21 protein-coding genes are annotated in these 18,258 nt (G+C 32.8%); 9 read left to right on the forward strand and 12 right to left on the reverse strand.

Annotated features, from left to right (window positions below):
• Nucleotides 1–12: 12 nt before the first annotated feature.
• The 6 genes from ACEWL1_RS10090 to ACEWL1_RS10115 all read left to right on the forward strand — a co-directional run bounded on the left by ACEWL1_RS10090 (nt 13) and on the right by ACEWL1_RS10115 (nt 5,291).
• The gene (locus tag ACEWL1_RS10090) at nt 13–537 is read left to right on the forward strand and encodes a DUF1697 domain-containing protein (protein WP_409233182.1); all 525 of its coding nucleotides are present in this window, start codon (nt 13–15) and stop codon (nt 535–537) included.
• Nucleotides 538–619: 82 nt separating this feature from the next.
• Entirely contained in the window at nt 620–1,027 is a 408-nt protein-coding gene (locus ACEWL1_RS10095; protein ID WP_409233183.1) for a RidA family protein, read from the forward strand.
• A 6-nt stretch (nt 1,028–1,033) separates the two neighbouring features.
• Entirely contained in the window at nt 1,034–2,479 is a 1,446-nt protein-coding gene (locus ACEWL1_RS10100) for an aldehyde dehydrogenase (protein ID WP_409233184.1), read from the forward strand.
• A gap of 87 nt (nt 2,480–2,566) precedes the next feature.
• The gene (locus tag ACEWL1_RS10105) at nt 2,567–3,343 is read left to right on the forward strand and encodes an SDR family oxidoreductase (protein WP_409233185.1); all 777 of its coding nucleotides are present in this window, start codon (nt 2,567–2,569) and stop codon (nt 3,341–3,343) included.
• A gap of 245 nt (nt 3,344–3,588) precedes the next feature.
• Nucleotides 3,589–4,113 carry a 3-hydroxyanthranilate 3,4-dioxygenase gene (locus tag ACEWL1_RS10110; RefSeq protein ID WP_409233186.1) on the forward strand — a complete coding sequence of 175 codons (525 nt, stop codon included), beginning with the start codon at nt 3,589–3,591 and terminating at the stop codon, nt 4,111–4,113.
• Between the two features lie 92 nt (nt 4,114–4,205).
• The gene (locus tag ACEWL1_RS10115; protein ID WP_347174061.1) at nt 4,206–5,291 is read left to right on the forward strand and encodes an amidohydrolase family protein; all 1,086 of its coding nucleotides are present in this window, start codon (nt 4,206–4,208) and stop codon (nt 5,289–5,291) included.
• 41 nt (nt 5,292–5,332) lie between these two features.
• Here the strand turns inward: ACEWL1_RS10115 and ACEWL1_RS10120 are convergent, their stop codons facing one another.
• From ACEWL1_RS10120 to rsfS, 7 genes are read right to left on the reverse strand one after another with little or no spacing between them, the layout of a single operon-like run.
• Nucleotides 5,333–5,950, reverse strand: a complete 618-nt coding sequence (locus ACEWL1_RS10120; protein ID WP_409233187.1) for a YceI family protein — start codon at nt 5,948–5,950, stop codon at nt 5,333–5,335.
• Between the two features lie 11 nt (nt 5,951–5,961).
• Nucleotides 5,962–6,228: an acyl-CoA-binding protein gene (locus ACEWL1_RS10125; RefSeq protein WP_409233188.1), complete on the reverse strand. Its 267-nt coding sequence runs from the start codon at nt 6,226–6,228 to the stop codon at nt 5,962–5,964.
• Nucleotides 6,229–6,231: 3 nt separating this feature from the next.
• Nucleotides 6,232–6,882, reverse strand: a complete 651-nt coding sequence (locus ACEWL1_RS10130; protein ID WP_409233189.1) for a phosphatidylserine decarboxylase family protein — start codon at nt 6,880–6,882, stop codon at nt 6,232–6,234.
• A gap of 13 nt (nt 6,883–6,895) precedes the next feature.
• Nucleotides 6,896–7,696 (reverse strand): phosphatidate cytidylyltransferase, encoded by an 801-nt coding sequence (locus tag ACEWL1_RS10135; RefSeq protein ID WP_409233190.1) that lies wholly within the window; start codon nt 7,694–7,696, stop codon nt 6,896–6,898.
• 1 nt (nt 7,697) lies between these two features.
• Nucleotides 7,698–8,288 (reverse strand): LUD domain-containing protein, encoded by a 591-nt coding sequence (locus ACEWL1_RS10140; RefSeq protein ID WP_409233191.1) that lies wholly within the window; start codon nt 8,286–8,288, stop codon nt 7,698–7,700.
• A 15-nt stretch (nt 8,289–8,303) separates the two neighbouring features.
• A complete protein-coding gene (ftsH, locus tag ACEWL1_RS10145) occupies nt 8,304–10,265 on the reverse strand; it encodes an ATP-dependent zinc metalloprotease FtsH (RefSeq protein WP_409233192.1) in 1,962 nt (653 codons plus the stop codon).
• A gap of 23 nt (nt 10,266–10,288) precedes the next feature.
• On the reverse strand, nt 10,289–10,660 hold the full coding sequence (gene rsfS, locus ACEWL1_RS10150) for a ribosome silencing factor (protein WP_409233193.1): 372 nt from the start codon (nt 10,658–10,660) through the stop codon (nt 10,289–10,291).
• A gap of 87 nt (nt 10,661–10,747) precedes the next feature.
• Between rsfS and ACEWL1_RS10155 the strand changes: the two genes are divergently transcribed.
• Complete coding sequence (locus ACEWL1_RS10155) at nt 10,748–11,476, forward strand: biotin--[acetyl-CoA-carboxylase] ligase (RefSeq protein WP_409233194.1); 729 nt, start codon at nt 10,748–10,750, stop codon at nt 11,474–11,476.
• On the opposite strand, the gene ACEWL1_RS10160 is transcribed toward ACEWL1_RS10155, so the two are convergent.
• Both ACEWL1_RS10160 and pyrE read right to left on the reverse strand, forming a co-directional pair.
• Entirely contained in the window at nt 11,473–11,862 is a 390-nt protein-coding gene (locus tag ACEWL1_RS10160; protein ID WP_409233195.1) for an SRPBCC family protein, read from the reverse strand. The genes ACEWL1_RS10155 and ACEWL1_RS10160 overlap by 4 nt on opposite strands.
• A 9-nt stretch (nt 11,863–11,871) precedes the next feature.
• On the reverse strand, nt 11,872–12,513 hold the full coding sequence (gene pyrE / locus ACEWL1_RS10165; protein ID WP_409233196.1) for an orotate phosphoribosyltransferase: 642 nt from the start codon (nt 12,511–12,513) through the stop codon (nt 11,872–11,874).
• Between the two features lie 7 nt (nt 12,514–12,520).
• Between pyrE and ACEWL1_RS10170 the strand changes: the two genes are divergently transcribed.
• Together ACEWL1_RS10170 and ACEWL1_RS10175 are read left to right on the forward strand one after the other, a co-directional pair.
• Entirely contained in the window at nt 12,521–13,120 is a 600-nt protein-coding gene (locus tag ACEWL1_RS10170; protein ID WP_409233197.1) for an NUDIX hydrolase, read from the forward strand.
• Between the two features lie 48 nt (nt 13,121–13,168).
• Nucleotides 13,169–14,830: a SulP family inorganic anion transporter gene (locus tag ACEWL1_RS10175; RefSeq protein ID WP_409233198.1), complete on the forward strand. Its 1,662-nt coding sequence runs from the start codon at nt 13,169–13,171 to the stop codon at nt 14,828–14,830.
• Here the strand turns inward: ACEWL1_RS10175 and ACEWL1_RS10180 are convergent.
• From ACEWL1_RS10180 to ACEWL1_RS10190, 3 genes are all read right to left on the reverse strand, one after another.
• The gene (locus ACEWL1_RS10180) at nt 14,827–15,441 is read right to left on the reverse strand and encodes a nucleotidyltransferase family protein (RefSeq protein WP_409233199.1); all 615 of its coding nucleotides are present in this window, start codon (nt 15,439–15,441) and stop codon (nt 14,827–14,829) included. The two genes, ACEWL1_RS10175 and ACEWL1_RS10180, sit on opposite strands and share 4 nt — an antisense overlap.
• Nucleotides 15,442–15,590: 149 nt before the next feature.
• Nucleotides 15,591–17,765, reverse strand: a complete 2,175-nt coding sequence (locus ACEWL1_RS10185) for a xanthine dehydrogenase family protein molybdopterin-binding subunit (protein ID WP_409233200.1) — start codon at nt 17,763–17,765, stop codon at nt 15,591–15,593.
• A gap of 20 nt (nt 17,766–17,785) precedes the next feature.
• Entirely contained in the window at nt 17,786–18,241 is a 456-nt protein-coding gene (locus ACEWL1_RS10190; RefSeq protein ID WP_409233201.1) for a (2Fe-2S)-binding protein, read from the reverse strand.
• Nucleotides 18,242–18,258: the final 17 nt, after the last annotated feature.

Genomic DNA, 18,258 nt, shown 5'->3' on the forward strand with positions numbered 1-18,258 from the left:
GATAGAATAAAAATGAAAACATACATCATATTACTAAGAGGAATCAACGTATCAGGGAAAAATAAACTTCCGATGGCAGAATTGCGAGAACTCTTAAATGATTTACAATTTCAAAATGTAACAACCTATATTCAAAGTGGAAATATGATTTTAACTTCTGATGAAAGTAAGATGGTCATTTGTCAAAAAATAAAAGAAGGAATTTTTATTAAATTTGGGTATGATGTTCCGGTTTTAGCAAAAACAATTTCTGAATGGGAAAAGGCAATAAAAAACTACCCTTTTTCATTAGAAAATGAAAAAATAGTAGCATTTACTTTTTTAGAGAAACCTGTTGATGTAGAAACAATTGAAGTAAACGGAATAAAAGAAGATCAATATCAAATTCATAAAGACGTTGTGTATTTGTATTGTCCGTCAACATTTGCCGCTACAAAATTAAGTAATAACCTATTTGAAAGAAAGTTAAAAGTAACAGCCACAACACGGAATTTAAGAACAACTTTAAAGTTGTTAGAATTAGCGAAAGACAACTAATTGCCCCCTCGAGCGCAGTCGAGAGGTTTTTAGAAGTAAGAAATAATAAATAGGTCTCGACTGCGCTCGACCAGACAAAAGAATGGAAGAAAAAAAAGTAACACCAAGAGGCGCATATCCACACGTAAAAGTTGTGGGAGATTTTATTTTTGTGTCAGGAACAAGTTCTCGAAGAGCAGATAATACAATTGCTGGAGTTGATGTTATTGACGAAATGGGAACCAAATATTTGAATGTAGAAACTCAGACAAGAGAAGTATTAAACAATATTGATAAGAATTTACAAAAAGTAGGAGCATCTTTAAAAGACGTTGTAGATGTTTCTACTTTTTTGGTAAACATGAATGATTTTGCAGGATACAACAAGGCCTATGCAGAATTTTTTAATGCAGAAACGGGTCCGGCAAGAACAACTGTTGCTGTGCATCAATTGCCACATCCAGATTTGGTAGTGGAAATTAAAGTGACTGCCTATAAGCCTAAAGCTTAAAGCCTTATGCAAAAGATAAAAAACTACATCAACGGCGAATTTGTAAATCCAATTAATAATAATTGGTTGGATAATTACAATCCTTCAAACGGAGAAGTATATGGTCAAATTCCGAATTCAACTTCTGAAGATGTTAATCAAGCCTATCAAGCAGCAAAAAAAGCTTTTCCTGCTTGGTCAAATTCAACTTTAGAAGAACGAAGTAGGATTTTGATTAGAATTTCTGAATTGCTAGAAGAAAATTTAGAACATTTTGCAAAAGCAGAAAGTGTAGATAATGGAAAACCACTCAGTTTAGCCAAAGAAATTGATATTCCGAGAGCAGCAAGTAATTTTCGTTTCTTCGGAAATGCTATTACACAGTTTGCCTCAGAATCTCATGAAAGTGTTGGCTTGGATGCTGTGAATTTTACGTTGCGTCAACCCATCGGAGTGGTAGGTTGTATTTCTCCTTGGAATTTACCCTTGTATTTATTTACATGGAAAATTGCTCCGGCAATTGCCGCAGGAAATTGTGTGATTGCAAAACCTAGCGAAGTAACTCCGATGACTGCATATTTATTGGGAGAGATACTTAATGAGGCTGGCCTCCCAAAAGGCGTTTTAAATATTGTTCACGGTTTGGGAACAACAACGGGTCAAGCAATTGTTGAGCATCCAAATATAAAAGCGATTTCGTTTACTGGAGGAACACAAACGGGAGCACATATTGCACGCATTGCAGCACCGATGTTTAAAAAATTATCCCTAGAATTAGGAGGTAAAAATCCGAATATTATTTTTGCAGATTGCGATTATGACACGATGTTAGAAACTACAGTTCGGTCTTCATTCGCCAATCAAGGGCAGATTTGTTTGTGCGGAAGTAGAATTTTTGTGGAAGAAAGTATCTATGAGAAATTCAAGAAAGAGTTTGTTCAGAAAGTAAAACAATTACAAGTTGGTCATCCATCAGATGAAGCTACAAATATTGGAGCCTTGGTTTCAAAATCACATTTAGAAAAAGTAGAAAACTACATCAAAATTGCAGAAGATGAAGGAGGAAAAGTGTTGTGTGGAGGTTTGGAAGTAACGGTTCCTGGATTTGAAAATGGGTATTATTTACAACCCACTGTTATTGAAATAGAAGACAATTCGTGTCGCATCAATCAAGAAGAAGTATTTGGTCCAGTTGTTACCATGATGTCTTTTAAAACAGACCAAGAAGCGTTACATTTAGCAAATGATGTAAAATACGGTTTGTCAGCAACCTTATGGACCAATAATTTGAATAGAACGATGCAGTTTTCGAAACAATTACAAACGGGAATTGTTTGGGTAAACACGTGGATGTTACGTGATTTACGAACGCCTTTCGGCGGGGTAAAAACATCAGGAGTTGGACGAGAAGGAGGTTTTGAAGCCTTACGTTTTTTTACCGAACCAAAAAATATATGTATAAAATACGAATAGTAATTTGTCCTCTCGAGCGCAGTCGAGAGGTTATTGTTTTATTGTGACATTAATTAGGTCTCGACTGCGCTCGACCAGACAGAAAAAATGAATTTAGAAATACAACATAAAAATGCCTTAGTTTGCGGAAGTACACAAGGAATCGGAAAAGCATCAGCAATGGCATTAGCTGCAGAAGGCGTAAATGTAACATTGGTGGCAAGAAATGAAGAAAAGTTAAAAATGGTTTTAGCAGAATTGCCAAACAACAATCAATGTCATAGTTATTTGGTGGCTGATTTTTCGAACCCACAAGCATTGAAAGAAAAATTAGAAGCTTCTACGTTGCAATTTCATATTTTGGTAAACAATACTGGTGGTCCAGCTGGCGGTCCAATTTTTAACGCTAAGTTAGAAGAATTTGAAAGTGCTTTTACGCAACATTTAAAATGCAATCACGTATTGGTACAAGCGGTTGTTCCGTTTATGAAATCAAAATGTTTTGGTAGAATTATCAATATCATTTCAACTTCGGTAAAGCAGCCTTTAGACGGATTGGGAGTTTCAAATACCATCAGAGGAGCTGTGGCAAGTTGGTCAAAAACATTGGCAAATGAATTGGGTGAATTCGGAATTACAGTAAACAATGTTTTGCCAGGAGCAACAGGAACAGAGCGTTTGAACGAAATTATTAAAAATAAGACAGCCAAAACAGGAAAATCTTTTGAAGAAGTTGCTGCTGCAATGAAAAATGCTTCACCAGCTAAACGTTTTGCAAAACCAGAAGAAATTGCAAATGCGGTGGTGTTTTTAGCAAGTGAAAAAGCAAGTTTTATCAACGGAATTAATGTTCCGGTTGATGGAGGAAGAACAAAAAGTTTGTAAATTGAATGAAATCTTGCGTTAGGGATTGAAGCGGCATCCTTTTTATGTCAGTTCGAGTGAATTTGAGAAGTATGAACAAATTTATATCGAGAACAAATAAAAAGATATAGCAAAAAGCCCGACCTTTAGGGAACGCCCAGAAAAAAGAATAAAGTATAGAGAAAAATGAGTTGAGGTAGTTTTAACTGAAATCTTATCTTTTCATTCTAACAATTTAAATATCCAATAATCTAAAAATCTATAAAATGAATTTAGTACAACCTTTAAACTTTAAAAAGTGGATTGATGAACATCGTCATTTATTAAAACCACCTGTTGGCAACAAATGTGTTTGGGACAACGGAGAATATATTGTGATGGTTGTTGGTGGTCCAAATGCTAGAAAAGATTATCATTATAACGAAACGCCAGAATTCTTTTATCAAGTTGAAGGAGATATGGTGTTAAAAATTATGGTGGATGGAAAATCGCAAGATGTAGCAATCAACGAAGGTGATATTTATTTATTACCAGCAAAAGTGCCGCATTCTCCACAACGCAAAGCAAATACTGTTGGATTGGTTATCGAATATCCACGTTCTAAAGGAATGTTAGATGCGTTGGAATGGTATTGTGAAAATTGTGGAAATCAATTATATAGAGAGAAATTTGCGTTGGATAATATTGAAACTGACATGCCACTAATTTTTGATACTTATTATTCTGATAAAGAGAAATGTACCTGTTCTAATTGTGGAACGGTAATGGAAGCACCCAGAAAAATTAAATAAATTTGTTTGTCATTACGAGGAAGTAATGACGAAGTAATCTCATTATAAAATAAAAAGATTGCCACGGCTAAAGCCTCGCAATGACAGAAAGAATGGAAAAAAGAAAATTACGTATCAACGGACATTCACATTTATTACCCTACCCAGAAGAGATTCCGCAGTTTATGAAAGACAAAGGAATTTTTTGGGTGGATAAAGACCGTAAATTTATGCTTCAAAAAGATTGGAGCAGACCCGTTACAGATTCTAGTTTTTTCTTAGATGAAAAATTAGAATGGATGGAGCGTTTTAAGATTGACCACGCAGTTGTATTGAATTTATCTCAATTGTACGGAAATGGTTTGCGTGTAGAGGAAATGAAACAAGCCTTGCGCTTTCAAAATGATTTTAATGCGAGAATACAGCAAGAAAATCCATCTAAATTTACCTGTGGATTTGTGGTTCATCCAGGATTTGTTCAAGGAGCTTGTTGGGAAATTGAGCGTTGTGTAGAACAATTAGGGATGCGTTTGTTGTGTTTGCCAACACATTATATGGATACAATCGGAACATGGCGTTGTATCTTTGATGAAGAAAATGAACCAATTTTTGAATTGGCAAGCAAGTATAATTTAGCGGTAGAAATTCATCCGTATGACGGAGAAAAATTCATAAAACTAGAAAACACATCTTGGCGTTTTCATTTAATTTGGATGTTGGCACAATGTGCAGATGCCTATCATTTTTTAACCTTAAATGGATATCAAGATAAATATCCAGGAATGCGCGTTTGTTTTGCGCATGGTGGACAATTAGCGCAAATAAATTTAGGGCGTAGAATTCAAGGTTTTGATGGAAGACCAGATTTATTTGAAGGAAAAACACATCCGAGAAAAGCAGTTGGACATAAAAATATTTTCTTTGATACCTTGGTGCACGATACTGGCGGATTGCAATTATTGATTAAAAATCAAGGTTCAAAACAAGTGTTAATGGGCTTAGATGATCCGTATCCGTTAGGAGAAATGGAAAGTGAAATACAATCTTCGTATCCAGGAAAAATTTTAGATTTGGCGATTGAAGAAGGGATTATCAACGAGACAGAAAGAGATGAAATTTGGGACGATAATGTGCTACAATGGATTTTTGGTGATGATGAAAAAGGAAAACAAGAATTGGTTAAAAAGATATTATCATAAAAAAAACCTCGCATTTGCGAGGTTTTTTTATGTAGTTATTTTTATTTAAATGTAGAAGTAATATTGATGTCAACTTCACTCCAAGTTTTAGAAATTCCGTCTGCAGCTTTATGTAGATCTTTACAGATTTCATTCAACGATTTTACAGCATTTTGAGCATTCCAATGGTCTAAATTCATGGTTGCGTTTAAATTGAATACTTTTCCTTCTAATGTATACGTAAAAGGTAAATCAGCAGTAACGCCATTCATTGTAATTGACGCAACCCCCTTTGTTTCATCTTTTAGCATTAATTTTCCTGATACTAAACTTGTATTGTCCATTACTCCGAAGAAGAACTTACGAAGTTTATAATCTCTATCGTCTAGATTTGAAAAAATACTACTAACAGGAATTGAAAATTCAGCATTATTTATAGCATCTTTTGCAGTATTTCCATTTCCGTTTTTAGTAATGTTTACTTTTTTAAATTCGCCTTTAACAGCAATTTTATCTGTTGTTTTATAAGCAACCCAATTAATTGAATTGTTTGCTTTATCTAATGAAAAAGCTGCTGTTGCAACTTCTTTTTTTACGGTTATCTTTTTCTCTTCAGTTTTACAAGATGAAAATTGAAAAGTAAGTGTTAATATAAGTAATGTAGTAACTATTTTTTTCATGATATTGTTTTTTATAACTCTTTAACAATGTTGATGTATTCTTTTTTAGCTTTTTCTATCGACATTCCTCTTAACTGAATCCAAGCATTTAATTTAAAACCATTTCTTAAGTCTAAATCACTTTCATCATCAATATATGCAGGGTTGTTATCGCCATAAGTTGCTTGTTTGTAAAAGGCATATAGCTTTAACATAATGTCTGGAGCAAATTGATCTTGAGACAAACTAGAAACTGTTTTATAAGCTTCTTGGAATTGTATGTCTATTGATTTACCCATTTTTTATTTATGTGCAACTATTTGTTCTCCGCCTTTAACTTTGTCCCCAATTTTTACATCAATTTTAGTATCTAAAGGTAAAAATAAATCTACTCTTGATCCAAATTTGATAAAACCAGCATCGGTTCCCTGTACAACTTCTTGCCCTTCTTTAGCGTAGTTTACAATTCTTTTAGCTAATGCACCTGCAATTTGCCTGTATAAAACCTGACCAAAAGTATTATTCTCTAAAACAATTGTAGTTCTCTCGTTTTCTGTTGAAGCTTTTGGATGCCAGGCAACTAAATATTTCCCTGGATGATATTTACTGTATTTTACGGTTCCGCTTAACGCATAACGAGTAACATGAACATTTATAGGAGACATAAAAATTGAAACTTGTATTCTTTTGTCTTTAAAGAATTCTGGTTCAAATACTTCTTCAATTACAACAACTTTTCCGTCTACTGGAGCAATAATTTGACCATTGTTTATGAGAGTGTTTCTTTTCGGATTTCTGAAAAATTGTAGCACAATAATAAATAAGAAAATCAATCCTACCTGAATTGTCTTTTGCAACCAAGCAATCTCAATAAATTTGTCTGCTAATAAAATTCCGCCAACAATAATTAAAGAGGTTATTGTAATAATTTTAAATCCTTCTTTATGAAACATAAAAGTTTAGTTTTTAAATGATGAAGTATAAATACAAATATACGAATGGAGCTGCAAAAAACAAACTATCTAATCTGTCTAATAATCCACCATGACCAGGCATAATGTTTCCGCTATCTTTAATATTTGCTTGTCTTTTAAATTTTGATTCTATTAAATCACCAATGGTACCAAAGATTGATAAAATAGCTGCAATAACCATCCAGTCTATCAATTTAATTTCTAGGTGATTATGTTGTTGTGTGATAAAAAATGCTGCAATTAATGAAAAAACTAACCCGCCAAAAAAGCCTTCTATAGTTTTTTTTGGTGAAACACTTTCAAATAATTTCGTTTTCCCAAAGTTTTTTCCAACTAAATAAGCAAAACTATCATTCACCCAAATAAGAATTAAAATACAAATTAAAATCTTTGGCTGATAATCACCAAAAATAAACGGAATCGAAATTAAAAAATAGAAAGGTAAAACAAGGTAAACTAGTTGTAAAAATAATCGTTGAAAAATGGTTTCGGTTTTAATCTTTTTTTTGCAAAAAAGGAAATAAATTAAAACAGCGGAACCAACAATTGTAAAACCTAAACTTGTAACAGAAGAATATCCTTCAATCGGATTTATGAAAAAATAAAGCATTCCTACTAAAAAAAGATAAGGAATACTGTTTTTAGATTGTACTAATTTAGAAAATTCCCAAATACAAATCACGGCAAAAATACTCGTTAAAGCAATATAGCTTTTTGCGTCGTATAAAATTGCAAATAAAAAAAGAGTTACATAAACGAGTCCAGAAATAGATCTTGTTAGTAAATTGCGCATATTAAAAATCTTCAAACAGCAGCAAATATAAGTTTTTTGAATTACTGTTGCCGTAATTTAAGAAATTATCATCTTTTTTTTGCAAAGTATAACTTTTAACAGCACTAATATTTGTTGGAATATTGCCTTTAAAATTAGTTTTAATGCCGGTTAAACCTTCTCCTGTGTTTTTAACAAGTTGACTTGTAGTTGCGTATACAATGAAGTGTTCAGAGAGTGAAGCAAGTTTTTTACTTCGGATTTGGTTTGAAGAAAAAAGCACATCTCCATTATCTGCAATTAAATGCTCACAAGTTGTAAAAAAAGGAGCAGAGTAATTGATGTCTGATTTTACAGCAGCACCTGTTTTTTTAAGCCATTTAGATAGTTTTGTGTCTAAACAAACCAACTCGTTCCAACTATTTTCTTTGATGATATTTTGCAAATGAAATTCAATTTCTTCTTTCTTAGTGCAATACAAGAATTTACCACCTTTTTCTAAGAAATAGTGTACAAAAGAATCATCTAAAGATAAATTGACTTCTTGTTGTTTTGCCAACTTATCTTCAGATGTTTCTGATGATAATTTAAATACCTTTTTAAAAAAACTCATTTTGCGAAAATAAGATTATTCTTCTGTTTTATCCGATTCTTTTACTTCAATAACAATTTCTTTTTCTTTTGTTTCTTCTTCTTCAAAAGGTCTTTTTCCGAATATCTTCATTAAATCATCTTTAAAGATAACTTCTTTTTCTAATAACAACTCTGCTAAAGTAGTTAGTTTTTCTCTGTTGTTTTTTAATAATTCGATAGCTCTAATATACTGAGCTTCTATCATTTTAGAAATCTCTTTATCAATTTTCTTAGCAGTTTCTTCGCTATAAGGTTTTACAAAAGCATCGTTCCCGGAAGAATCGTAATAGGTAATGTTTCCTACTTCTTCATTTAAACCATAAACAGTGACCATTGCTCTTGCTTGTTTTGTTACCTTTTCTAAATCGCTTAAAGCTCCGGTAGAAATCTTATCAAAAATGATTTTCTCTGCGGCTCTTCCTCCTAAAGTAGCACACATTTCATCAAGCATTTGTTCTGTTTGTACAATCATTCTTTCTGCTGGTAAATACCAAGCTGCACCTAAAGATTGTCCTCTTGGCACAATGGTTACTTTTACCAATGGAGCAGCGTGTTCTAGCATCCAACTAACAGTTGCATGACCAGCTTCGTGATAGGCAATTGTTTTCTTTTCTTTTGGTGTGATTACTTTATTCTTCTTTTCTAATCCACCAACAATTCTATCTACAGCATCTAAGAAGTCTTGATGTTCAATAGCTTTTTTGTTTGTTCTAGCAGCAATTAAAGCGGCTTCGTTACACATATTTGCTATGTCTGCACCAGAAAAACCAGGTGTTTGTTGTGCTAAAAATTCAATATTTACACTTTCGGCAAGTTTTAAAGGTTTAATATGTACTTCAAAAATTGCTTGACGCTCATTAATATCTGGTAAATCAACATAAATTTGTCTGTCAAATCGACCAGCTCGTAATAATGCTTTGTCTAGTACATCAGCTCTATTTGTTGCGGCAAGAACAATAACATTTACATCAGTTCCAAAACCATCCATTTCTGTTAAAAGTTGATTTAAGGTGTTTTCACGTTCATCATTTCCACCAGTCATGCTGTTTTTTCCACGAGCTCTACCAATTGCATCAATTTCATCAATAAAAATAATTGAAGGAGATTTTTGAGCAGCTTGTTTAAATAAATCTCGAACACGGGAAGCTCCAACTCCAACAAACATTTCTACAAAATCTGAACCAGATAAAGAGAAAAACGGAACGCCAGCTTCACCTGCAACAGCTTTTGCTAATAATGTTTTTCCGGTTCCAGGCAATCCAACTAATAATGCTCCTTTCGGAATTTTACCTCCTAAAGCAGTGTATTTATCTGGGTTTTTCAAGAAATCTACAATTTCTTGTACTTCTTCTTTTGCGCCTTCTAAACCAGCAACATCTTTAAAAGTAGTCTTTACTTTGGTGTCTTTGTCAAAAAGTTTTGCTTTCGATTTTCCAATGTTAAAAATTTGACCACCGCCACCGCCACCAGCACCTCCGCCAGACATTCTTTTCATAAAAAATAACCAGATTGCGATTAATATGATGAACGGTAAGAATGCAAATATTTGATCCATAAAACTTGTTTGTTCTATGTGTTTTTGATCAAAATCTAAATCATTTGTTTTTTTAGCTTCAGAAAGTTGATTTTCAAAATTTTGTAAATCACCAAAATCATAAGAAAAGGCAGGTGATTTCTGATTGAAAACAGTAGTTTTTTTGTATTTTCTGTATGCATCTTTATTAAGTGCTTTTTCTGTAAGATAGATTTGTGCACTCCTTCTGTTAACAATTACAATTTCTTTAATATCGTTACTGTTTAATATTTCAGAAAATTTATTTGTTGAAATATTTTTAGAAGCTGTATCGCCAGAATTTAAAAACTGAAATGCAATTAGGAGAACAAATATTGCCCCGTATATCCAGTAAAAGTTAAACTTGGGCATGTTTTTTTTATTATTATTTTTAGAATCACTCATGTGTTAATTTTCTGTACTGTTGATTAATTGCTAGGGCTAATTGTTGTTATTTTAGCGTCTCCCCAAAGACTTTCGATGTCGTAAAACGCTCTAATCTGTTTTTGAAAAACATGAACTACAACATTTACATAATCCATTAAAATCCATTCAGAGTTTATTTCGCCCTCTATGTGCCAAGGTTTGTCTTTTAAACTTTTGCTAACAACTTTTTGAATTGAACTAGAAATAGCTTTTACTTGTGTATTAGAACTCCCAGAACAAATAATAAAATAATCGCAAACCGTATTTTCAATTTCTCTTAAATCTAGTAGTTGAACATCTTCTCCTTTTACATCATCAATTCCTTTAATAATTTCGGCAATTAATTCGTCTGTGTTTATTTTTTTTATCGTCATTAAAATTCTTTAATATTTAAAACAAAGTTATTGTTTTTTTATGATTATTTTGCGCTATATTATACATGTTTGTAGAATATTTAACAAATGAGGATAATCAAACTTAATGCCATCGACTCTACCAATTCCTTTTTAAAGGAAATGGCACATTCTTCCGCGTTAGAAAGTTTTACAATTATCGTTGCTAAAAAACAAACAAAAGGTAGAGGACAAATGGGAACTAGTTGGCTTTCTGAAGCTGATAAAAACTTATTGTGTAGCGTGTTTGTTCGTTTTGATTCGTTTCCTACATCCCACAAAGTTTTGGTTAATTATGCAGTTTCTATTGCTATAGTTAATGTGTTAAATAGTTATAAAATTCCTAAAGTAACAATTAAATGGCCTAACGACATTTTGTCATCAAATAAAAAAATATGTGGAGTTCTGGTAGAAAATGTCATGCAAAAAGATGAAATTAAATCTTCTATAATTGGAGTTGGGTTAAATGTAAATCAAATAGATTTTCCAACTAATTTTAACGCAACTTCTATGTTAAAGGAATTGCAAACAGAAGTAAATATAGGCGCCCTTTTAAATAGATTAATATCAGAATTAAAAATTCAAATATCTTATATAACAGATTCTTCTACAAATGTTTTAAAGAAAAATTATTTAAAAGATTTGTATAAAAAAAATACCCCAGCAATGTTTAAAAATAGCGAAGGTGTTTTGTTTATGGGGAAAATTATGGGCGTTTCTCCTGAAGGAAAGCTTCAAGTTGAGTTAGAAAACGATTCCATTAAAGAATTCGGAATTAAAGAGATTTCTTTCGCCTAAATTTTAGAAATATTTTCAGCTAAAACTTCAATAAACTTCGTCAGGGGTTTTTTTACCATCATTGCCATCATTGGGTTGAAATCTCCATTAAAAGATAATTGAACTTCGCATTTGTCGTCAGCTAATTCAGAAATATTTGCAGACAATGTAAAAGGTAATTTGCTACTTGCAGCTCCTAAAGTAATGTTAGAAAATGCTGTTTTTTCTTTTAAAACCAATCTAATTTCTGGCATACCTTTCAATCCAAATAAAAACGAATCTCCTTCAACTTCAAATTTTTGAGTATTTTCTGGCATTAATTGCTCAAAGTTTTGTAGGTTACTTAAAAATTCAAAAACTTTTTTTGAGGATTTTGATACGCTAACTTTTGTGCTTTCTAAATTCATAAATTTTTTTTATTGATTCCACTTACTTGGATTTCTTCTCCAATCTTGTAATGTGTTTAATTCTTTGTCTGAAATGTAACTACTATCTAGTGCTTGTTCTAACAAATATTCGTAGCTACTTAATGTAGTTAGTTCTACATGATTTTCTTTAAAATTGTTATCAGCAATTTCAAATCCGTAGGTAAAAATGGCAACCATTCCTTTGATGTTAACATCGGCTTCTTTTAAAGCTTCAACAGCTAATAAACTGCTTTTTCCGGTGCTAATTAAATCTTCAATTACAACAACGTTTTGTCCTTTTTCTATATAACCTTCAACCTGGTTTTTACGACCGTGTTTTTTAGCTTCTGGTCTCACATACACAAAAGGAACACCCAATTCTTGAGCTACTAAAACGCCAATAGCAATTGCACCGGTTGCAACACCTGCAATAACATCTGGTTTTCCGTGTTTTTGCTCAACAAGTTTAGCAAGTTCTGTTTTAATAAAATTTCGAACAGGAGGAAAAGATAAGGTAATTCTATTGTCGCAATAGATTGGGGAATTCCATCCAGAAGCCCAAATAAAAGGCTCTGAAGGATTCAACTTTATTGCTTTTACCTGCAATAAAAGTTCAGCTGTTTTTTTTGCTGTATCTTTGTTTAAAATCATGTCGCAAATGTATAAAGTTTTTGTAAATGATAAGCCAATTATTTTAACAGATTCATTAAAAAAAAACAATAATTACCGTGTTTATATTTTTAAGGATATTGTTGTTGATGAAATTTTGCACAAACTAAAAAGAGGCAATTCTAAAGGTGTAAATTTATTCTGTGCTAACTTAGAAAAAGATTGGAAAACGTTTCAAAAACATTTTAAAGTGGTTTCTGCTGCTGGCGGATTGGTTTTAAATCCAAAAAAAGAAATGCTTTTTATTTATCGGTTAGGAATTTGGGATTTGCCAAAAGGAAGAATCGAAAGAGGAGAAACCATAGAAGAAACTGCCGTTAGAGAAGTAGAAGAAGAATGTGGGGTTAAAAATTTGACTTTAGAAAAACCATTATTAACCACATATCATTTGTTTTTTATGGATGATTTTCAACAATTAAAAATTACACATTGGTTTTTAATGAAAACAGATTTTCAAGAAAAACTAACGCCACAATTAGAAGAAGGAATAACCAAAGTAGCATTTAAAAACGAAGCACAAGTTACTGAAGCTATCCAGAATACCTACGCAAATATTAAATTGGTCCTAGATTCTTACAAGCAATTATAAGTTCAAAATAAAACCTATATTTGCCGTCTTCAAAAATCAACCAAAATTATGACTGAATTTATTAGAAAAAGAGTACAAAATGTAAAGAATGATGTCTTATCAGGAATTACAGTAGCCCTAGCTTTAGTGCCAGAAGCGGTTGCTTTTGCCTTTGTTGCGGGAGTGGATCCTTTAGTAGGATTGTACGCTGCATTTATGGTTGGTTTGGTTACCTCTATTTTTGGTGGAAGACCAGGAATGATTTCTGGAGCAACAGGTGCATTGGCTGTTGTAATGGTGAGTTTGGTTTCTGAAGGAAATGCCATGGGAAATCCTGATGAAAATTTAGGGTTGTACTATTTATTTGCAACCGTAATTTTAATGGGATTGATACAAATTTCTGCCGGAGTTTTTAAACTAGGAAAGTTTGTTCGTTTGATTCCACATCCTGTGATGATGGGATTTGTTAATGGATTGGCAATCGTTATTTTTCGTTCACAATTAGGAATGTTTCCAGATTTAGTTTCTGAAGGAACAACTTTCTTTGGAAATACAGGACAATGGTTTCAAGAGCTGTTTTCTAATTTAGAGTTTTGGAAAATGTTTGGATTGGTTGTGCTAACCATGATCATTATGTGGGGTTTACCAAAAATGAAAGCAACTAAAAAATTACCTGAAGCATTAATTGCAATTTTAGTTGTTGTTGGAATTGTTGTTTTTTCAAATTTAGATGTTGATACTGTTGGTTCTTTTATTAGAGACGGAGGAGGAGAAGGCTTAAAAGGTGGACTACCAACGTTACATTTAGAAACATTTTCTAAAATACCAATGAATTTTGATACCTTGAAATTTATTTTTCCATATGCTTTAATTTTAGCAGCAATCGGATTGATAGAGTCGTTAATGACGTTGAATTTAATTGATGATTTAACCGAAACTAGAGGAAATTCAAATAGAGAGTGTGTAGCGCAAGGTAGTGCAAATATTCTTACAGGATTGTTTGGTGGAATGGGTGGTTGTGCAATGATTGGGCAATCAATTATCAATATAAAAGGTGGAGGAAGAGGAAGATTATCTGGAATTACTGCAGCAGTTATGTTGTTGATTTTTATCGTTTTTGCATCGTCTTATATTGAGCAAGTTCCTATTGCAGCACTCGTTGGAGTTATGTTTATGGTGGTAATTGGAACCTTTGCTTGGTCTAGTTTTAGAATTTTAAATAAAATACCAAGAACCGATGTTTTTGTATTGGTATTGGTTTCTGGTTTAACGGTAATTTTTGATTTAGCAATTGCGGTTTTAGCAGGTGTTGTTGTTAGTGCGTTGGTTTTTTCTTGGGAAAATGCGAAACGAATTAGAGCAAGAAAACGCCTTAAAGAAGACGGAACAAAAGTGTACGAAATTTGGGGCCCTTTATTCTTTGGTAGCATTTCTGCATTTAATGAAAAGTTTGATGTTAAAAATGATCCACAACATGTAGAAATTGATTTTGTAGAAGCTAGAATTAGCGATCATTCTGCCATTGAAGCAATTTTTGCCTTGGTAGAAAAATACCATGCAGAAGGAAAATCGATTGTATTAAAACACTTAAGTGAAGATTGTAAAGTATTATTGTATAAATCGAGCCCAGTTTTTTCAGGAATTATAGAAGAAGCAATTGATGATCCACGTTATCATTTGGCAGCAAACCCTGAAGATTTTACAAAACCATTATCAGAATATAAATTTTAAGAAATAAATTCTAGCCAATCTTTTGGCGTGTTTAAATTTTTTAAAATAGCAGCATCGTTAATTGCTATCATCGAAATTTCTGATGCATTTCTTTTTTTGATTTGTGTATCTAATCTCGAATTTTCATCAGTTATATTTAATGCTAAGAGCGATTTCCAGAACATTGGTGCTAACTTCACTGGATGTCCTTTTTTGTTGTTGTAAGTGGGAATGACAATTTCATTTTCTGTATCCATAATTTTTTTAAATTCTGATGATTTTAATAATGGAACATCAATCGGTAAAATGACTGCTTGATGATTTGTATCGAGCGTTTTCAAAACAGATTGTACTGTAGAGAACAATCCAAATTCTGGAGTTTTATTAATAACCACACGGACTATCTTCTGTTGATAATTTTGTGGCTTTTCAACAGCTTTTGCTAGCCAAGGAATGGCATCAAAATACAATTGATAATCAAAACCTAAACCAATAGTAATTTTTTCTCCAATAAAAGATTCCATTTGAGAAAGTATCCAAAAATGATTCTTGTGTTTCAACAAGCCTTTTGGGAAATCCATTCTAGATGATTTTCCGCCTGCGAGAATAATAAGAACTGTTTCTTTTTTCATGTAAAATTGGTCAGTTCGAGTGAATTTCCTTTTTGATAAAAAATGAAATTTGTATCGAGAACTATTGAAAGATTTCTCGATACTATTTTCTTTGATTTCGACTGCGCTCAATCTGGCAGAAAATCACTCGAAATGACATTGTGTTGTAATTATACCAATCCATGATCTGACAAAGGTAAAGAACGATATCTTTTTCCTGTTGCGTTAAAAATGGCATTTGTAATTGCTGGAGCAATTGGCGGAACTCCAGGTTCTCCGACTCCGGTTGGAGCTTCATCACTTTCAATAAGAGTAATATCTATTGGCGGAATATCATTCATTCTTGCCATTTTATAATCGTGGAAATTACTTTGTTCAATTTTGCCATCTTTTGCTGTGATTTTTCCGTGTAATGCAATCGATGTTCCAAAAACAGCAGCTCCTTCCATTTGATTTAAGACATTGTTTTTGTTAAGAACCATTCCGCAATCTAAAACGGACCAAATATTATGGAGTTTTACTTTATTGTTGGTAACTGAAACTTCAACAACAGTTGCAACATAACTATAAAAACTATAATAAAAAGCAATTCCTAAACCATGACCTTCAGGTAAATTTCTTCCCCAATTGGCTTTTTTAGCAGCAATGTTCATTACATTTTTTAAACGGTTTGTATTTAATGGATGTGGAGAATTTTCTTCTCTAATTCTATCTTTTCCAATTAAATCTAGTTTAAATTGTAAGGGGTCTTTTTTAGCTTTATCAGCCAGTTCATCAACAAAAGAATTGATTCCGAAACTGTGAAAAATAGCACAAACAGAACGCAGCCAACCAATTCTTACATGCGATTCGGCTTTGGCATTTTCATAACGAGTATTTTCTATTTCAAACGGATTGTTATTCATTCCTTGTCCAATTTCCCATCCAGCAGCATAATTTACTCCGGCTACAAAAGTTGAGTTGATAGAAGGAAAAGCAGTTCTGTGTAACCAACCGGTTACTGTTCCGTTTTTATCTAACGAAGCTTTTAAATATTGTGCATTTGTGGTGTGGTAATAACTATTTTGTATATCATCTTCTCGTGTCCAAACTACTTGAACCGGAGCATTCATTTTTTTAGACAAAGCAACAGCTTCATTTACAAAATCTGGTTTCGATTTTCTTCCAAATCCACCGCCTAAAAAAGTAACATTAATGGTTACCTCTTTTTCTTTGATTCCCAAAAAGGCGGCAACATCTGTTCTTGCAGTTTGCGGGTCTTGTAATGGTGCCCATACATCACATTTTCCGTCATGAACCCAAGCTAAAGCATTTGGTGTTTCCATCGGAGCATGTGCTAAATGAGGTAATTGATAGGTGGCTTCAACAATTTTAGAAGCTTTAGAAAAAGCCTCATTTACATTTCCTGTAGTTGGAGGAACAATTTTCCCTTTATTATGTACACGATTGGTAATTTTTTGCATGTACTTTTTACTATCATATTGTCCGTTTTTACCATGATTCCAAGTAACATCTAATTTATTTTTTCCTTGTATTGCTGCCCAAGTATTTGTTGCAATTACTGCAACTCCGCCAAACATTCCGAATGGACTTTTTACTTGTTCTAATTCAACAACATCCAAAACTCCAGCAACTTTAAGCGCATCGGTTTTATCAAAACTTTTTACGGTTCCGAAAGCAGACGGACAACGAGCAACTGTTGCAAATTTCATATTTGGTAAACGAGCATCCAATCCGTATATGGCAGATCCATGTGTAAAATGATTGATGTCGATACTTTTTAAAGCTTTACCAATATAATTAAAGTCTTTTTTGTCCTTAAGCCTTACATCTTTAGGGATTTCAACTTGCATTGCAGCTTCAACTAAATCACCAAAAAAGAGTTTTTTATTGTTGTTTCTATTGATAACATAATGCATTTCAGCCTTACAATCCGTCGTAGAAACTTTCCATTTTTTTGCAGCAGCAGCAATTAACATTGCTTTTGCAGTTGCGCCCATTTTACGCATCGGTTCTAAAATAGTTCTTACACTACGAGAACCATCAGTATTTTGATTTCCGAATTTTTTATCACCAGTTGCTTGTTCTACAGAAACATATTTCCAATCAGCATCCATTTCATCAGCAATTGCAGAAGTTAATGAAGTTCTAATGCCTTGTCCCATTTCTGATCGAGAACACACTAAAATTAACTTTCCATCTTTTTTTAATTGTACAAATAAATTCGGAGTAAAAGTTGTTCCGTCATCAATTCTAACAATTTCATTTCCTGAGGTAAATTGGCATCCAATAATTAATCCTCCAGAAGCCAAGCCAAAAACTTTTACGAAATTTCTACGGCTCATATTTTGCATACCTTCCATATCTATTTGTTTTTAAGTTTTACTGCTGTGTGAATTGCTTTTTTAATTCTAGGATAGGTTCCGCATCTACAAATATTTCCGCTCATTGCGTCATCAATATCTTGATCTGTTGGATTAGAATTAGTGTCTAACAAAGCAGTTGCGGCAATTAATTGTCCAGATTGACAATAACCACACTGCGGAACATTAATTTCTTCCCAAGCTTTTCTAAGGATTTCTAAATTGTCTGTTTTACCTTCTATGGTTGTAATTTGTTTTCCAACGCCATAACTTACAGGTAAACTACAAGAACGAACTACCTCGCCATCGATTAAAATTGAACACGCGCCACATTGACTAACTCCGCAGCCATATTTTGTTCCTGTTAAACCAATAATATCTCTAATCGCCCACAACAAAGGCATGTCGTCTTGTGCTTCTAGGTTATGGTTTTTTCCGTTAATTGTGAGTGTTTTCAAATGGTTGATTTTTTTTT

The organism is Polaribacter gochangensis (assembly GCF_046224025.1).
In the GTDB taxonomy this organism is placed as follows: Bacteria; Bacteroidota; Bacteroidia; order Flavobacteriales; family Flavobacteriaceae; genus Polaribacter; species Polaribacter gochangensis.

Bases quoted from the DNA above. Each gene is read 5' to 3' on its own strand.
- ACEWL1_RS10105 (WP_409233185.1), top strand. From the start codon at position 2,567: ATGAATTTAGAAATACAACATAAAAATGCCTTAGTTTGCGGAAGTACA.
- ACEWL1_RS10180 (WP_409233199.1), bottom strand. From the start codon at position 15,441: ATGAAAAAAGAAACAGTTCTTATTATTCTCGCAGGCGGAAAATCATCT.
- ACEWL1_RS10110 (WP_409233186.1), top strand. From the start codon at position 3,589: ATGAATTTAGTACAACCTTTAAACTTTAAAAAGTGGATTGATGAACAT.
- ACEWL1_RS10120 (WP_409233187.1), bottom strand. From the start codon at position 5,950: ATGAAAAAAATAGTTACTACATTACTTATATTAACACTTACTTTTCAA.
- ftsH (WP_409233192.1), bottom strand. From the start codon at position 10,265: ATGAGTGATTCTAAAAATAATAATAAAAAAAACATGCCCAAGTTTAAC.
- ACEWL1_RS10130 (WP_409233189.1), bottom strand. From the start codon at position 6,882: ATGTTTCATAAAGAAGGATTTAAAATTATTACAATAACCTCTTTAATT.
- ACEWL1_RS10100 (WP_409233184.1), top strand. From the start codon at position 1,034: ATGCAAAAGATAAAAAACTACATCAACGGCGAATTTGTAAATCCAATT.
- ACEWL1_RS10140 (WP_409233191.1), bottom strand. From the start codon at position 8,288: ATGAGTTTTTTTAAAAAGGTATTTAAATTATCATCAGAAACATCTGAA.
- ACEWL1_RS10090 (WP_409233182.1), top strand. From the start codon at position 13: ATGAAAACATACATCATATTACTAAGAGGAATCAACGTATCAGGGAAA.
- ACEWL1_RS10155 (WP_409233194.1), top strand. From the start codon at position 10,748: ATGAGGATAATCAAACTTAATGCCATCGACTCTACCAATTCCTTTTTA.
- rsfS (WP_409233193.1), bottom strand. From the start codon at position 10,660: ATGACGATAAAAAAAATAAACACAGACGAATTAATTGCCGAAATTATT.
- ACEWL1_RS10095 (WP_409233183.1), top strand. From the start codon at position 620: ATGGAAGAAAAAAAAGTAACACCAAGAGGCGCATATCCACACGTAAAA.
- ACEWL1_RS10125 (WP_409233188.1), bottom strand. From the start codon at position 6,228: ATGGGTAAATCAATAGACATACAATTCCAAGAAGCTTATAAAACAGTT.
- pyrE (WP_409233196.1), bottom strand. From the start codon at position 12,513: ATGATTTTAAACAAAGATACAGCAAAAAAAACAGCTGAACTTTTATTG.
- ACEWL1_RS10115 (WP_347174061.1), top strand. From the start codon at position 4,206: ATGGAAAAAAGAAAATTACGTATCAACGGACATTCACATTTATTACCC.
- ACEWL1_RS10175 (WP_409233198.1), top strand. From the start codon at position 13,169: ATGACTGAATTTATTAGAAAAAGAGTACAAAATGTAAAGAATGATGTC.
- ACEWL1_RS10185 (WP_409233200.1), bottom strand. From the start codon at position 17,765: ATGAGCCGTAGAAATTTCGTAAAAGTTTTTGGCTTGGCTTCTGGAGGA.
- ACEWL1_RS10160 (WP_409233195.1), bottom strand. From the start codon at position 11,862: ATGAATTTAGAAAGCACAAAAGTTAGCGTATCAAAATCCTCAAAAAAA.
- ACEWL1_RS10135 (WP_409233190.1), bottom strand. From the start codon at position 7,696: ATGCGCAATTTACTAACAAGATCTATTTCTGGACTCGTTTATGTAACT.
- ACEWL1_RS10170 (WP_409233197.1), top strand. From the start codon at position 12,521: ATGTATAAAGTTTTTGTAAATGATAAGCCAATTATTTTAACAGATTCA.